Annotated in this window: 14 protein-coding genes and 1 pseudogene; 5 read left to right on the top strand and 10 right to left on the bottom strand. The window is 55.5% G+C overall.

Translation table 11 applies throughout. The annotated features are described in order from the left end of the window. Window positions 1–9: 9 nt before the first annotated feature. The 5 genes from CKW29_RS20385 to CKW29_RS20365 all read right to left on the bottom strand — a co-directional run bounded on the left by CKW29_RS20385 (window position 10) and on the right by CKW29_RS20365 (window position 4032). Window positions 10–336 carry a DUF3325 domain-containing protein gene (locus tag CKW29_RS20385; RefSeq protein WP_095148984.1) on the bottom strand — a complete coding sequence of 109 codons (327 nt, stop codon included), beginning with the start codon at window positions 334–336 and terminating at the stop codon, window positions 10–12. Further along, window positions 337–1923 (bottom strand): PepSY domain-containing protein, encoded by a 1587-nt coding sequence (locus tag CKW29_RS20380; protein ID WP_095148983.1) that lies wholly within the window; start codon window positions 1921–1923, stop codon window positions 337–339. It abuts the gene before it with no gap. Continuing rightward, the gene (locus CKW29_RS20375) at window positions 1920–2213 is read right to left on the bottom strand and encodes a DUF3649 domain-containing protein (protein ID WP_095144932.1); all 294 of its coding nucleotides are present in this window, start codon (window positions 2211–2213) and stop codon (window positions 1920–1922) included. The genes CKW29_RS20380 and CKW29_RS20375 overlap by 4 nt, the downstream gene beginning before the upstream one ends. 251 nt (window positions 2214–2464) lie before the next feature. Then, window positions 2465–2872, bottom strand: a complete 408-nt coding sequence (locus CKW29_RS20370) for an HPF/RaiA family ribosome-associated protein (protein ID WP_095077728.1) — start codon at window positions 2870–2872, stop codon at window positions 2465–2467. A gap of 212 nt (window positions 2873–3084) precedes the next feature. Then, window positions 3085–4032 (bottom strand): LysR substrate-binding domain-containing protein, encoded by a 948-nt coding sequence (locus tag CKW29_RS20365; RefSeq protein ID WP_095148982.1) that lies wholly within the window; start codon window positions 4030–4032, stop codon window positions 3085–3087. Between the two features lie 135 nt (window positions 4033–4167). On the opposite strand from CKW29_RS20365, the gene CKW29_RS20360 reads away from it, so the two are divergent. The 3 genes from CKW29_RS20360 to CKW29_RS20350 all read left to right on the top strand — a co-directional run bounded on the left by CKW29_RS20360 (window position 4168) and on the right by CKW29_RS20350 (window position 7622). Then, window positions 4168–5544 carry an L-serine ammonia-lyase gene (locus CKW29_RS20360; protein ID WP_095144935.1) on the top strand — a complete coding sequence of 459 codons (1377 nt, stop codon included), beginning with the start codon at window positions 4168–4170 and terminating at the stop codon, window positions 5542–5544. A gap of 60 nt (window positions 5545–5604) precedes the next feature. Beyond that, on the top strand, window positions 5605–6906 hold the full coding sequence (locus CKW29_RS20355) for a serine/threonine transporter (RefSeq protein WP_095148981.1): 1302 nt from the start codon (window positions 5605–5607) through the stop codon (window positions 6904–6906). Between the two features lie 398 nt (window positions 6907–7304). Then, a complete protein-coding gene (locus CKW29_RS20350) occupies window positions 7305–7622 on the top strand; it encodes a DUF3509 domain-containing protein (RefSeq protein WP_095148980.1) in 318 nt (105 codons plus the stop codon). Here CKW29_RS20350 and CKW29_RS20345 read toward each other — a convergent pair. Beyond that, window positions 7619–8119: a phosphate-starvation-inducible protein PsiE gene (locus CKW29_RS20345; RefSeq protein WP_095144938.1), complete on the bottom strand. Its 501-nt coding sequence runs from the start codon at window positions 8117–8119 to the stop codon at window positions 7619–7621. The genes CKW29_RS20350 and CKW29_RS20345 overlap by 4 nt on opposite strands. A 318-nt stretch (window positions 8120–8437) precedes the next feature. Here CKW29_RS20345 and CKW29_RS20340 point away from each other — a divergent pair. Next, window positions 8438–8677: pseudogene (locus CKW29_RS20340) on the top strand (YebG family protein); the annotation flags it as partial. Between the two features lie 175 nt (window positions 8678–8852). Here CKW29_RS20340 and CKW29_RS20335 read toward each other — a convergent pair. From CKW29_RS20335 to CKW29_RS20320, 4 genes are read right to left on the bottom strand one after another with little or no spacing between them, the layout of a single operon-like run. Next, a complete protein-coding gene (locus tag CKW29_RS20335) occupies window positions 8853–10079 on the bottom strand; it encodes an MFS transporter (RefSeq protein WP_095144940.1) in 1227 nt (408 codons plus the stop codon). A 13-nt stretch (window positions 10080–10092) separates the two neighbouring features. Then, window positions 10093–11379 (bottom strand): ATP-grasp domain-containing protein, encoded by a 1287-nt coding sequence (locus CKW29_RS20330; protein WP_095148979.1) that lies wholly within the window; start codon window positions 11377–11379, stop codon window positions 10093–10095. A gap of 13 nt (window positions 11380–11392) precedes the next feature. Next, entirely contained in the window at window positions 11393–12448 is a 1056-nt protein-coding gene (locus CKW29_RS20325) for an iron-containing redox enzyme family protein (RefSeq protein WP_095144942.1), read from the bottom strand. Between the two features lie 21 nt (window positions 12449–12469). Next, complete coding sequence (locus tag CKW29_RS20320; RefSeq protein ID WP_095148978.1) at window positions 12470–15007, bottom strand: pyridoxal-phosphate dependent enzyme; 2538 nt, start codon at window positions 15005–15007, stop codon at window positions 12470–12472. Between the two features lie 432 nt (window positions 15008–15439). Here CKW29_RS20320 and CKW29_RS20315 point away from each other — a divergent pair. Beyond that, on the top strand, window positions 15440–15667 hold a 228-nt coding region (locus tag CKW29_RS20315), incomplete at its 3' end, for a YebG family protein (protein ID WP_095148977.1).

Here is a 15667-nt window from a genome sequence, read left to right as displayed (position 1 = left end):
CAGGTTCAACTAAAACCGGGCGAACACGGCAACCGGGCTGGCCAGCAATCCCAGTCCTGCCATGAGCATGACCAGGCGCGGGCGATAGGGCAGCAGCAACACCAGCCATAAACCGCTGAGCATCAGGACCGCGCACCACTCCACCACTCCCAGGCCCCAGCCGGCGGCGGCCACCGCCGCCCACAATGACAACGCCAGCAACGACCACCCCGCCAGTTGCAACAGCTGACGTACACGAAGCGGCGGTGTACGTCCGAGCAGGTCGCGGTGATGGCGATCCATCGACAGGCACAACGCGGTGAACCCGCCGTAGCACAAGAGCAAGGGCAGCAGCATTCAGTTCACCTCGTGTTCAAGCGTGGCCCGTCGTACGCGCGCGGTGCGGGTCGGGACAACGCCACTGGCCTGACCTGAGCGCCACATCCTCCAGGCGGCCCAGCTCAGAAACAATCCACTGCCCAGGCAGGTCAGGTCGAAGCCGGCCATGGCCCAGTCACCCTGGGCAATGGACACGCCCAGGTGCCGGGTAGTGGTCAGCGCGTTGAGCAACGGCAGGCCGGCGAACAGTAACGCCGCCAACGCCAATTGCTCGACCCAGGCCGCACGGCCCTGGCGCAACGCTACATGCAACACGCTCAATCCCCAGGCGATGAAGAAGCTGTTCACTTCCCACGTCGAGCGCTCGACAAAGCTCACCGGCAATAGACGGTTAGCCCAGAAGAACGCTGCCACGGCGATCAGCAGGCCAGCCATGCTGGCAATGTTCAGCACTTGCACCAGACGTAGCTCAAACGGCATCACACCGCTCTTGGCGTGTTTCAACTGACGCTTGCCCAGCCAGATCACCAGCCCGGTACCAATCATCGCGGTACCGGCCAGGCCGCAAATGAAGTACAGCCAGCGCAAGACCGGCCCGGCGAAGCGCCCCAGGTGCAGGCCGTAGAAACTGCCCATGAAGGCCATCGGCATCGACGGCTGCGCCTGCACCGTGAGTAACTGGCCGTTGACGCCATCGAACGACAGGCTGCTGCCAAAGTCATACACCACCCGGTCGTCACTGCTGCGCATGACACTCACCGAGGCCTTGAGGTCGTCGGGGTTGCTCACCGTCACTGCCGCGGCCTGCCCGCCGGACCAGTGCTTGCCGGCGCGCTCCACGAACAATGCCAAGGGCTGCAATTGACCGGGCTTGCCGACTGCCGACGGGGTGTCGGACTCCGGGAACAGTTCGTTGAAGTACGCGTCGCTATCGCCGTTGTAGGCAACCAGGATGCTCGCGGGTATCACCATCGACATGAAGATCACCAGGCTGCTGTACGTGATCATCAAGTGAAACGGCAACACCAGCACCCCCACCGCGTTGTGCACATCGAGCCAGGAGCGCTGGCCCTTGCGCGGGCGGAAGGTGAAGAAGTCCTTGAAGATCTTCTTGTGAGTGATGATCCCGGTGATCAGCGCCACCAGCATCAGCATGGCTGCCGCCGTCGACAACCAACGACCCCACGGGTGCGGCATCTGCAATTGAAAGTGGAAGCGATAGAAGAAGTCCCCGCCGCGGGTATCCCTGGCCTGGACCCGTTCACCGGTCAGCGGATCGAGTTGGCGTTGCTCGCGATTGCCGCGTCGCCCTTCGTTGCCCAGCGCCTGCCAGAACACTGAAAGGCCTGGATCGCGGGCACTGGGCAGGCTGATCACCCAGCGTCCGGCACCCGCCGCGTGTTGTTGCAGGTAGTCCTGCGCCAACGTCAGGCTGGCCTCGGTGCTGACCGAGCGCACCGGCACTTCCGGCTGCATCCAGTGACTGATCTCATCCTTGAAGTACGACAAGGTACCCGTCAGAAAAATCGCAAACAGCAGCCAGCCAAAGACCAACCCGGTCCAGGTGTGCAACCAGGCCATGGTCTGACGAAAGCCCTCCTTCATGACTGACCCAGCCAGTAACCCAGGCCACTCACGGCCGCCAACACCAGGCTGGGGACCATCACACCGGACCATGCCTGCCAGGCGCTACGGCAGGCAAAGCACCAGAGCACCGCCACCAGGTAGACCAGAAACGAGGTCATCATGCCACTGAGGACGGCTTCGGCGCGGGGCATCGGGAGCCAGAGGCCCATGCAGATACTGGCCAGCGCCGCCAGGATGTATCCACCCAGCAGTGCGGCCAGCACCCGGGAAGTGACGGCCATACGATAGGAAATGGGGAGGCTTTTCATGTTTCGACCTTGAAACCTTGGGGAAACCTGCACGCGGTCCATGCCTGCACAGGGTCAACAGGGCCCAATAGTAATGATAAATATTCTCATATGCAAAAGTAGACTGATCAAAGAACAGTGCCAAGGCACGTCGGGCGGGGGTTACGCCGTGGCGTTCATCGAACACCAGCAAGGTATGAACAGACCCCAAAAACAAAACGGGCCTGCAATTGCAGGCCCGTTTTCATTGGGTTGTAGACGTGTTTCAGGCATCAGCCATTAAGCGCTGCCTGCTCGTTCTCGAGAAATTCTTCTTCAAGCAGTGCATCGGCGTGAGCACCAGACTGGATGGGTGTCACGGTGGCGCGTTTACCGCGCAATTTGCCGAACAAATGCTCCAGCGCATGTTCAAGCTTGGTGGCCGCCCCTTCGATGGCCAGTTCCAGATTTTCGGCTTTATGAGTTACGGATACCGGTTGATGGCCTTTTGGCCGCGCTTCAAGCTGGCAGCGCATATCGTGTGGACCGGGTTTATCGCCGTTCTCGTCCCGCAGGTGAACCTCGACCCGTGTCAGGTCCTCTTCATATCGTTCGAGCGCGCTCTCTATGGTAGTACGTACCCACTCCTCCAGTCGGATGCTGCTTTGAATATGGTTATCGCTGTTGACTTGGATTTGCATAGTTCATCCCTTATTTCAGCTAGCTCGCGAGAGGTCCGGTGTAGCGTTGAAACCTGAGTGACCGTGACCTCTTACTTACAGAGTTGGGCAGACGGAGAAACAATTCAACCCCTAAAAAAAGATAAATATTCATACGCAAAAAAAGTCGGACAACCGGCAAAAGCGCTGTTAAGGTCGGGAGTTCAGTCGCCCTGCAACGCAGCCCAAAAACCTCATGGCTGCCCCTCGCCCAACGGGTGCATCCCGCGAAAGATCTCGGCCTCCTCCACCAGCCAGTCATGCACCGCGCGTACCCCCGGATGGCTCAGCGCCCCCGGTGAATACAACAGCACGTAGCGCTTGTAGTTGGGCACGGCGACGCCAAAGGGCACGATCAGCGTGCCTCGTTCCAGTTCGTCGTTGAGCAAGGTCCGCCGGGCGATGGCCACGCCCATGCCGGCAATCGCGGCCTCGATGGTCAGGTGGTTGCGATTGAACGTATGGCCACGCCGTACGTCGGCACCGTCGAAGCCGATCGCATTCAGGTAGAACTCCCACTCCGCATATTCATAGCTGCCGCGCCAGGCGGTGATGTCGTGCAACAATGCAAAGTGCACCAGATCCGCTGGCCCGTGCAGCGGTGGCCGGCCACGCAACAAACTCGGCGCGCAGACCGGGAAAATCTGTTCATCGAGCAAGGTTGTGGATAACAACCCTGGGTAGCTACCGTCGTTCAGGTCGATCGCCAGGTCGAAGTCGCCTTCGTGCAGCGCCACGCTGCTGTCCTCGGCCACCAGGCGCAACTGGATATCCGGATAACGCTGCTGCAAGCGTGGCAGACGCGGGGTCAGCCATTTGCCCAGAAACGAAGGGATGGAGCGCAGGCGCAGAATGCCGCTAATCATGCCGGCGTCCAGCCGACGCAATTCCGCGTCGATGCTGCCATAGGCCTCGTTGACGGTGATCGCCAGGCGCTGGCCCTCGGCACTCAACTCGACCCCTCGCGCGCGGCGATGAAACAGGCGAAACCCCAGGCGCTCTTCCAGTTGGCGAATCTGCTGGCTCACGGCCCCGGGGGTGATGTGCAACTCTTCGGCGCAACGGGTGAACGACAAGTGTCGCGCCGCACAGGAAAACACATGCAGCCAGACGTAGGTCTGGGCATGAAATTGACGACTCATCGTTTAGTCCTACTAAAGCCTGTCTTAGGAAGTTTCGTTGGTCACTGATGACCGAGGTAGGCAGTATCGCCGACATTGCGCTTGTCCTACAAAAAATGGCAGCGATTCCTACTCCATTGCTTGTAAGGCTTTAGCATGGCTATCAGTGTTTTCGATCTCTTCAAAGTCGGTATCGGTCCGTCCAGCTCTCACACCGTCGGCCCGATGCGCGCCGCCGCCACCTTCGCCCAATCGTTGTTTGACCAAGGTCTGCTGGGGCAGGTTTGGCGCGTGGAAGTGCGCCTGTACGGCTCGCTTTCCGCCACTGGTGTCGGCCACGCCACCGACCGCGCTTGCGTCATGGGCCTGATGGGCGAATGGCCCGACAGCATCAACCCCACCAGCATCCCTTCGCGCATTGCCCAGGTGCGTGACCGCGGTGAACTGCTGCTGGCCGGGCGCCTGAGCATTGCCTTCGATTGGCAGCGCGACTTGCTGCTGCTCGATGAAAGCCTGCCCTACCATCCCAATGCCATGGCGCTGACCGCCTTTGGCGAGTCCGGCCCCTTGTTCGAGCAAACCTACTATTCGGTGGGCGGCGGCTTTATCGTCGAAGCGGCCGAAGTCGACTCCGGCGTGCCGGCGGCCAACGACGTGGTATTGCCGTACGATTTCTCCAGCGCCGCTGAACTGTTAGCGCTGTGCAACCAACACGGCCTGCGGGTAGCCGAGTTGATGATGGCCAACGAACGGGCCTGGCGCAGCGACGCGCAAACTCGTCAGGGGCTGCTGCATATCTGGTCGGTGATGCGCGAGTGCGTCGAGCAAGGCCTGAGCCACGAAGGTGTACTGCCCGGTGGCCTGGACGTGCCACGTCGCGCGGCAAAACTGCACCGCAGCCTGCTGGAAATCGGCAAGCCGAACGTCATCAGCTCGACCCTCTCGGCGATGGAGTGGGTGAACCTGTTCGCCCTGGCGGTCAACGAAGAAAACGCCGCCGGCGGACGCATGGTCACCGCGCCTACCAACGGTGCGGCCGGGATCATCCCGGCGGTGTTGCACTACTACATGAAGTTCAACCCCGACGCCTCGGACGATGATGTGGTGGCGTTTTTCCTCGCCGCGGCCTCCGTGGGCATCCTGTGCAAGAAAAACGCTTCGATCTCCGGGGCCGAAGTCGGCTGCCAGGGTGAAGTCGGTTCCGCCTGCGCCATGGCGGCTGCCGGCCTGGCCGAAGTGCTGGGCGCCACCCCCGAACAGTTGGAAAACGCCGCCGAAATCGGCCTGGAACACAACCTCGGCCTGACCTGCGACCCGGTCGGCGGGCTGGTCCAGGTGCCGTGCATCGAGCGCAACGCGATTGCCGCGGTGAAGGCGATCAACGCCACCCAGATGGCCCTGCGCGGCGACGGCAAGCACTTCATTTCCCTGGACCGGGTCATCCGCACCATGCGCGATACCGGTGCCGACATGCACGATAAATACAAAGAGACTTCACGGGGCGGCCTGGCTGTCAGCTGGGTGGAATGCTGACGAGCATTCCCTGACCTGCCCCACGTGAGCCCGAGCAAGAATAATAACGAGGCAAAAACGATGACCGATGTACGTACACCTGCTGCTGAAAATCCTGCTGTAGACGTCACCCGCGACACCGCAACAACCCGCCAAGGCTGGAGCAAGCACGACACCACCTGGATGCTTGGCCTGTACGGCACGGCCATCGGCGCGGGCACGCTGTTCCTGCCGATCAACGCCGGCGTCGGCGGCTTCTGGCCGTTGCTGGTGTTGGCGCTGCTGGCCTTCCCGATGACCTTCTTCGCCCACCGTGGCCTGACCCGCTTCGTGCTGTCGGGGCGTTCCGGCGACATCACTGAAGTGGTGGAAGAACACTTCGGCATCGGTGCCGGCAAGCTGATCACCCTGCTCTACTTCTTTGCAATCTTCCCGATCCTGCTGGTGTACAGCGTGGCGCTGACCAACACCCTGGGCAGCTTCATGGAACACCAACTGCACATGACCCCGCCACCGCGCGCGGTGCTGTCGCTGGCGTTGATTCTGGGGCTGATGGTCATCGTTCGTTGCGGCCAGGGCGTGATCGTCAAAGCCATGAGCGTGCTGGTCTATCCGTTCGTCGCCGCACTGCTGTTGCTGGCAGTGAGCTTGATCCCGAACTGGAACGGTGCATTCTTTGCCTCGGCCGGTGACGGCATGCCTATGTCAGTGTTTCTCAAGACCCTGTGGCTGGCGATCCCGGTGATGGTGTTCTCGTTCAACCACTCGCCAATCATCTCGGCCTTCGCCGTCGATCAGAAACAGCGCTACGGTGCCCAGGCCGAACAAAAGAGCAGCGGTATTCTCGCGGTCGCCCACGGCATGATGGTGGTGACGGTGATGTTCTTCTGCTTCAGCTGCGTGCTGGCCCTGTCACCGGCAGACCTGGCGGCCGCCAAGGCACAGAACATCTCGATCCTGTCGTACCTGGCCAACCACTTCCAGACCCCGGTCATCGCCTATGCCGCGCCGTTGATCGCGCTGGTGGCGATCACCAAGTCCTTCCTGGGCCATTACATCGGCGCCAGCGAAGGCTTCCAGGGCCTGATCGTGAAAAGCCTGCGCAGCCGTGGCCGGGCGATGTCGGCCAGTTGGCTGAACCGCGCCACCGCGTTGTTCATGATCCTCAGTTGCTGGGCCGTCGCCACCTTCAACCCGAGCATCCTGGGCATGATCGAAACCCTCGGCGGGCCGGTGATCGCATGCCTGCTGTTCCTGATGCCGATGTATGCCATTCGGCGCGTGCCATCCCTGCGCCAATATTCGGGTCAACTCTCGAATGTGTTCGTGGTGCTGATTGGCCTGATCGCACTGTCTGCGATCATCTATTCCGTCATGCCCTGAAACGGACCGGAAACCAAAAAGGCGAGCCACTAGGCTCAATGCCAGTCAGTTAAGCGAGCGCCGACCTTTGTAGGAGCGAGCGTGCTCGCGATGGACGTTAACGATAGCGCGTGTTTTCTGATTAAGCGCGTTGCTCTTGAGTTCATCGCGAGCGAGCTCGCTCCTACACATTCGACCTCATCTCCCTAACTGATCGGTATTAGCCACTAGGCTCGCCTTTTTATTGCCGGTTCTGCGGCGCCCGGGAACGCCCGGCATGCCCCTTGCTTTGCCAAGGGTCGAGCGACATGGAAGTCGCTCGAACTTTCGCGAACGGCTTGCCGATGGTCTGGAAAAGCGAACCAATCCTGATCTCGACCGGTCAATGACTGCACGATCCAATCAAGCGGTGACGCATCATGGATAACCCTTTCCAACTGATAACCGACACCTTTGCCCCGGACTATCAGGTCAACCTGAGCATTCAAGGGCTGGACGGCGGCATCATGCTGACCCTGTCCAACACCGGCCGAATCGTCGCCAAACGGATGATCAGCGCCGAACAACGCAATGACCCCAAGCGCCTCAAGCGCCTGGTGCAAAGCATTCAGTTCGGCATTGCCATCGAACAGGGTCATAGCGCCATGGCGATCCTCCAAGCCATGACCGACGGCGACAACCACAGGCTACCACCGCCGATACGCAAGGCCCCGCTGCCAGTGTCAGCCCGGCATTAAAGCTCGCCCTTCTCGACTTCCGGATGCTCACTGGAGCCCGCACCGATCTTGCGCTGCGGGTGTTCGATCTTCACCGAAGGGAACTGCGAAGAAGCATAACGCACCACCAGAATCGCAAACGCCAGCAACAGAATCCCGCCGCACAGGTAGATGATGCCCAGGTCCGGCGGGTTATGATGCGAGACGTTGGAGATCAGCAGGCGGGTCAAGGCGGTGATCGCCACGTAGATCAGAAAACGCACCGGCATGTGGTTGGTCTTGAAGTAAATCCCGACCATCGCCCCCAGTTCCAGGTAAATGAACAGCAGCAAGATGTCATCGATCTTGATGTGTCCCTCCTCGATCATGCCGAGAAACTCCATGACCGCGGCCCAGGCCGTCACCGCGCCGATGGCAAACAGCGCCAGGTAATGGAAGGTTTCAACGAACAGATTGCCCAGGGATTCGGCCAGTTCATGCACGTTCTGGCGAAGTCGCTCCGCCCAATTGATTTTCACGGTGGTTCTTCCTTAGGTCGGCTCGACCGGATGATGCGGGTTCGACGTGACGGTTGTTCTGCATGCAGAAAAAAGGCCAGCGGCTATGGAGTGAGATGAAAATGGATTGCGACTGGACACTTCCGCATTGCATTTACCCACACCTTCGCGGGCAAACCCGCTTCCGCAAGGGACGGCATTGATCCTGGAAGACAAACCCGCAAACACGTCTACATTAAAAAGCCACTACCCAAAGCGCAGGGATTCGCTTATCCTTTCGCTGTATATAAATACAGTAGTCGTAAAAGACAACTAATGTGAAGGCATGTGAGGTGGTAAATGGCCGTCGAAGTGGTATACCGCAGCAGCCGAGATCTGGAGCGCTTGTTCATGGATAAAGCCGAAGCTGACCGTCATGACAAAATGCTCGAACTGGCCGAATTGCTGGCTGAAGTGTTGCAAAAAGCCGTTCCGTCCCTGACCGAACAGCAGGTCGAAGAAGCCGGGATCTACATGGCGAAAAACCGCGATGTGTTTGCCAAGGCGTTCAAGAGCCAGCCGGATGCACTGTCCGAGTTGCTGAGCATGCCGGCTGAAGTAGCTGAAGTAGCCGAAGCGACTGAAGCAGCGGAGCCGGTCAAGCCCGCGAAAGCCGCCAAGCCCGCCAAGTAAGCAACACCCGAATTGAATAGGCCCTGAGTCAAATGGCTCAGGGCCTTTTTCATGCCAACGACAACGCTCGCCTCTCAGGCCGTTAATTGGCGAGAGATGTCTGCTCTTTTGGACTTGTTCCCGGTTCTGTCCATAGCTTGGAGACTGTCGAGTAATGCAGCATGAATACCAACAGGCCCGTACCCCCGCATATCCACCATAAGGTAAAGCCACCATAGGCTCCGTATAACCATGCCCCCACACCAGGACCATAAAGCGAGTGACCTAACCATGCGGCGCTGAATATACCCAGGTATTTGCCGCGTTGACGCCCTTGAGAGCGGTTCATTACCGACAGTGTCCAGACAGGCGTCAACAGCAACTCGGCAGCGGTAATCACCAACATGGTCAATACCGCCCAGATGATATGGCTGCCCATATTCAGAATAAGGAAAGCCCCACCGAGTAGCAAAATACCCAGGCGTGAGGCGATGACGATTCCATGTCGTTCGATCCATCGGCTCACGGGCAACTGCAATACCACTACCAGCAGCGCATTCATGGAAAACAGATAGGCGATCCAATGAGGACCGGCATCAGCGTGCTCACGCAAGAAAATCCCGAATGTGCCATACATCTGATCGAATATGCCCAAGGCCAGCAATTGACCAAGAATGAAGACAAGAAAAAAACCGTCTCTCCAAGGCGAACCCACTGCAAAATCCCCTGTGTCTTTCTGCGTCGCCGCAATGCTCGCAAGCTGCCAGAGTCCTACGGCATGTTTCAGGGCATAGCCGAGCAATAAAAAGCTGCCAAATAAATTCAGCAATCCTTGAAACAGAAACACGTAGCCGTATCCAAAGCCGACCAGTGTTCCGGCCAGCAGACCTGCGAGGGCGACTCCCAGATTGAATACCACTCGATGCAAACCCTGCACGCGCGCTTGTAGCTCTTGCGGACTCCCCTCCATCACCAGGCGCAAGTTGGCTGGACGAAACGCACCGTCAAAAATGCCTACCAAGGGCACCACGATCAGTAACAGTGCAAAGGGTGGGGTCAATGCCAGCGTAACGGCAAAAACACCGCTCAACAGCAAAGAGATCCCGGTCGCCCATTGTGAGTCCAGACGCTCCGATAACGCGCCACCGACATAAGCCCCGAGGATACATCCGCCGCCATAAGCAGCCATGAGCCAAGCGATAGTAGAAAAGTCATACCCATATACCTCGAGGAAGTACAACGGCATAAACAATTTGACGATACCCCCAGCGCTATTCAGCAGCGTCGCCAACAGTTGGAGTTGTACCGATCGAGGCAAAGTTCGAATCATCTTTTTCAATCAGTTAATTAGAGGATAGAGTAGCAATATGTACGGTGTCTTCATGCCTGCTTTTGGACAATCGTACTTTTGCCGTTCTGGCCAGTGACACGGCCAACATCATGGCTTGCTCTGCCGACTCATGAGAGACGATGATCGAACCGATGACCCCTTGATTAGACGCTGCCGGCTCGTACCACTTATTGATTTCGCCAAGAACCTGAACACTCTCCACCCTTGGGCGGCTTCTCATTTCATGTTCATTTTCAAGCCCTAGAAAAAAGCCAGCCTCAGGCATCGTCACACGATGGATCGCAACGCCTCTGTTGACAGAAGGATTCCATTCGATGGATTTGCCTTGAGCCAGCTCAACGATCGCATGAGCCGGGTTTTCACCCGTGGCGAGCTCAATCATGTGGCTCCCCATCTGATCGCCTACCAAACGTGGATTAACTTCCAGAATCTTGACCTCCCCACCAACAATTTTGCAGTCGACGTTAACAGCGCCGACAGCAAAGCCCAGCTGTTTCAAAACCGGAGCTATATGCCGAAACAACAACATCGTTTCATCGTCAGAGGATGGGAAACTGGCGCCTATTTTTATAAAGTTTGTTCCATCACCCTTGGTAATTATTTTCCTGAAAGCGCCCATCACAATGAACTTTTTATTGAGCGGCTTCAGGAGATCAAGACAAAACTCCTCTCCACCGACCAAGGCTTCCAGCAACGTACCGTTTTCGAAATCCTGCCCTGAGGCATCTCGCCCCCAGCCTTGACGAGCCTGCAGATAGCTGTCGAGCTCCGCTTGCCCATTGATTTTTTTCACATATAAACTGTCATTGCCATTGACCGGTTTTGCAATAAAAGGGAAACCAACTTCTTGAGCAAATTCCTGAGCCTCTTCCAAGCGACTCACCAGGCGATAGGCGGGATTAAGTGACGGTGCGATACGATTGATGGCTTCGCGCATCTGGAATTTGTTTCTGAATCGCCGCACAACCGAGGGCTCATTGGTCGGCACCCCATAGCGCATGGCCAGTTCTGCAGTTTGTACAACGAAAAAATCGCTAGTCGTAATAATTGCTCTTATTTTCGATTGTTCCGTCAACGCACCAACCGCTTCGACCATTAAGGCAAGGTCGGACGTATCCACCTTCACAATGGCCTGACAATGTTGAGAGATGGCCTGCGGGTAGGCATCCGGTTCGCGGCACAGCAAAATAACGTCATAACCTTGCTGCCGAGCATAACGGCACGCGACTTCACCCGCGCCGGTTTGACTTGCTTCGACAAATATCACACTTCCTGTCATTGCAATCTCCAAACTACTTGGTAGCTAAAAACGTATTGAGAATGGCATCCCAATAACGTTTTGATACGAGCTCACGCAATAGTACACCCAAGGCAAACAACCGGGCGACGTCGGCGCCTTTATCCCTTATTTCAGAAAGCATGATGTTATCAAGCCAACCTTCCGCGTGTTTGACGTCAAGCTCCGAATGATCATAATGATAAGCCAATACATGCTCAGACAAACCCAGTCGCGCGCCACCCTTGGCAATGCTGGAGAACCGTTTTGGCGTCAACGCTTCCAGAAAGCCAAGGTAGCCGGCACAGTAATGGTACAGGCTTCTGAAATGTGCCAGGTACAACATATAGTTACCGCACGCCACGGCTTGCCAAGCAATAGTGCTCTGACGAACTGTGTTGATTTCCAAGGCAGACACCAAACGACCAAACATAGTCAAATGAAACTTGCCAGGATCGCTGCTTCCCAACTCATCCTGGAAGTTATCGAAAAACTCAAGTTTCGGGCTGCCTCGAACGCCGACTTGTGCAAGTGCGATAACATCGTCGAAGGAGACATGCACCCCGGCTTCAGTCTGGATAAAGCTTCGGTACTCGGCCAATGACGCATCATGTTCAATATATTCAAACAGTGGGTGAGGAGAATGTTTGTATTGTGCGCATTTTACTTGAAACCACTCTTTGAATTCTCCCTCCGTCGCGGGTAGCTTTTCATCACACAGCGACGCCAGATCACTCTGTAGCTGTGTCTGCATGATACGTTGCTGTATTTTAAACATCAGCGGCGACATCTCGAGCCCATCATCGAGCAAAAGATAACGCCGACGAAGTAACTCGTTAGCCAAAAAATGGACCGAGGCTAAACTTTCCTCGTGCTTTTCGACGAATGCTGAAGTCAACTCACCCTCCAGCAAATCCAACAAGACTTTTTCATCACTTTCAATAGCCGAAGCATCACCGGCCACATACGTTGCCAAGCGTTGCTGTAAATCATCCAGCAGTTTGTTGTTATAACCCCCAGAAAAACCAGCAACCCGGTTAGCCGTTAACTCAACGCTTTCAAAAACTGACATATCCCTGTCTCCAGATAAGGCTCAAATCACTTGGCTATCAAAATCGCTCAAGTAATCGCTCAAGGTGATCACTACCGTACTCACCAGCTTCTGCATTTGTTGAGTACTTTCCTCACCGATGGAAAAACGCAGGAACGGAGGCATATTGTCTGCCATCGCAGCTGCGGCTGACACCCGAGTAATGGCAAATCCAAAACTGACGCCCTTGGTTATAGGGATATGGTTTTCTCGACAACGTTGCAGTAACAGACCAATAAAACCATCAAGACAAGCTCGATTATTTAGACCGGGGGCCTTCATCGAAATGGCAACTACACCTCCTCCATGTTGCCAACCCAGTTCACGCCAGCGCCATGGGTATGCCAGATCAATTCGAGCCATAAGATAGTCGTTATCTTGCAGGCCTTGAGTAAATATCTGAGCGTTTCGGCTCAATAACCGCATTCTGCTCAAATACATCTGTCGGTCATACTCTGGAAATTTCGTCACCGCAGACTGGTACATCACTCCACCGGTATTTCTGCGATGAGTCGCCAAACTGGCGATATGCTTCTTGGTACTGACCACAACGCCCGCCATCTGCATGTCCAGACCGAACTGTAGATATTTGCTGCCACTCTCGTAATAGAGAACGGCCGGGTGGTTTTCGGCAGAAAACATGTCGAAGATTTCAATACCGCCAGAGACCATCGTACCGTCTATCACTAGCCATTTATGCCGCCAGTCGTGTACCGCCATTTTGTTGGCCAGGGCTTTCAAATCCAGGATGTTCATGTCTCCAAGATTGGCCAATGGATCGAGGAATATAACGCTGGCATCCGAGCTGCCGACCAGTTCCACCAGCGCATCAAGCTCCCATGAACTGGAGCGAATCAATTCTATGTGCTGCAGACGCTCCAGCTGCTCCAATGCCTCGAAGTAGATGTAGGGAGAGGTAACTACCTTGGCGCCCGGCTGAAAAACGCTTCCTAACAGAAAGCTTTCAATCACCGTATAGGCGGCCTGACCTGAGGACACCAACAACAAGTCGTTTTTATTACTGTTGAATCCCAGGCTCTGCAAAAGATTGATTTCTACTTCTCGCAGAAGCATGGAGCCGTACCGATCATAGTTTACCGCCGAGCCACTGTTTTCCTGTGGATCGAAGAACATGACGCAACCGCTTTGATCGTTACTGGCGCTGCACCACGCCAGGCTGTTTCGCAAAAAGGAGTACTCTTGAATCATCAGGCGATAGCGATGGCTGGCCGAGGATTGGGATAACCCCTGACCCTTGACTTCATTTAAACGGGCCAACGTAGTGTGGGAACGGCCCAACACATAGTTGATACTGTCCTGCTCAAGTGAAAGCCCCTCGATCATCGCAAATTCTTGATGTCGTTCAACATCGGTAATCAGCCTTTCGAACTTGATCGTCAACTGATTGAGCAAATCGAACCAAAAGTCCTTGCTCTCTGTAACGAGCGCCTCCCGTACAATCTCATAATGTATTGGCAGATTCCTCTGAGTCTCGGCGATCAATTTGGCGGACTGGTGGCCAAGCAACGTGGCAGACGCGCCATCTTTTTCATGGGTTGCCACACACTTCATCAGCGCGGAAGTTGATATATTGCCTCCACTGATGATCACCAACGTGTTGCCTTTAACGACTTGACCTTGCGGATCAGCAAGCAGCGGCGCCAAAGAGATGGCACCGGCGCCCTCGGACAAAACACCTTCATTGTGCAGCAACGCCACAATGGCCCGTTCAATATCCTGCTCCGCAACCGCGATATTCAAAGAAATCAAAGGCAAAATAAAGTCTCGCAATGCAATATCATCTTCACAGTGCTGCACAGCCAAGCCATCAGCGATTGTCGGATAGACTCCTTTCTTCAAGGCGTCTACCGATACGTTGTCCAAGTCCCGGTTGAATATCTTTGGATGCACGGTCAATACACGTGTATGCGGACTTCGGGCTTTGAATACCGCACCTACCCCTGCCAGGAGTCCGCCACCACCGAGAGGAATAATAACGTTATCGAACTCGATAACTGCCTCTTCCAATATCTCGACTCCCAGGCTCCCCTGCCCCTTTATTACATCAGCATTCGAAAATGGAGATATAAATGCACCTCCTTGTTTCTCCGCCTGCTTCCTGGAGATCTCGGAAGCCTCGAACAGATCTTTTCCCGCGGCCTCGACGTGCGCCCCGCTATCAACCAGTCTTCTCAGTTTCAACTCTGATGCGTTGACGGGAACATAGACCGTACAAGCCCGTCCCAAATGCTGGGCCACATAGGAAACTGCCAACCCATGATTGCCGGCAGACGCGGTAAACAGAGGAATATTTGGAGATAACTTCCTGATGGCGTTGTAAGCACCGCGTATCTTGAATGAGTTGGTCAGCTGATTACATTCAAGTTTTGCCCAAACAACACGCGTCGCAGTACTGAGCCAAGAAAGCCTTATCAACGGAGTATGTAAAGCGAGCTCTCTTATAAAAAGTGCATCCTGCTCTACTTCATTGGAGAACTGTTGATATTTATCGCTCGACCGCGCACATATCAGATCATCCATAGCTCATTTCCTTGCAAAGATACACTTAGATACGCCTACTTACTGTCGACTAAAAAACAGTCTCATACAAAACCCGTACGGGACAATACATTTCTACCGCTCACCATTCAGGAATGGTCTTGGACTACGGCAAATATGGCATATTCTTACAGTCTCGACCTACTGTGCAGACTCGATTAATGCAGCGCTAGCGAGTGAAAGTATCGCGATATCAAACAGTGATGATTATTGAGAACCAGCCATATCCCAGACCATTAGCCGCACTACTTTAAACATTATGCAAGGGACAGCATTGATCCTGGGAGACAAACCCGCAAACACGTCTACATTAAAAAGCCACTACCCAAAGCGCAGGGATTCGCTTATCCTTTCGCTGTATATAAATACAGTAGTCGTAAAAGACAACTAATGTGAAGGCATGTGAGGTGGTAAATGGCCGTCGAAGTGGTATACCGCAGCAGCCGAGATCTGGAGCGCTTGTTCATGGATAAAGCCGAAGCTGACCGTCATGACAAAATGCTCGAACTGGCCGAATTGCTGGCTGAAGTGTTGCAAAAAGCCGTTCCGTCCCTGACCGAACAGCAGGTCGAAGAAGCCGGGATCTACATGGCGAAAAACCGCGATGTGTTTGCCAAGGCGTTCAAGAGCCAGCCGGATGCC

Source organism: Pseudomonas sp. Irchel s3a18, assembly GCF_900187535.1.
Taxonomy (GTDB): Bacteria; Pseudomonadota; Gammaproteobacteria; order Pseudomonadales; family Pseudomonadaceae; genus Aquipseudomonas.
Note: the sequence above shows the minus strand (reverse complement) of the source record. Positions and strands in the feature narration are given on the sequence as shown.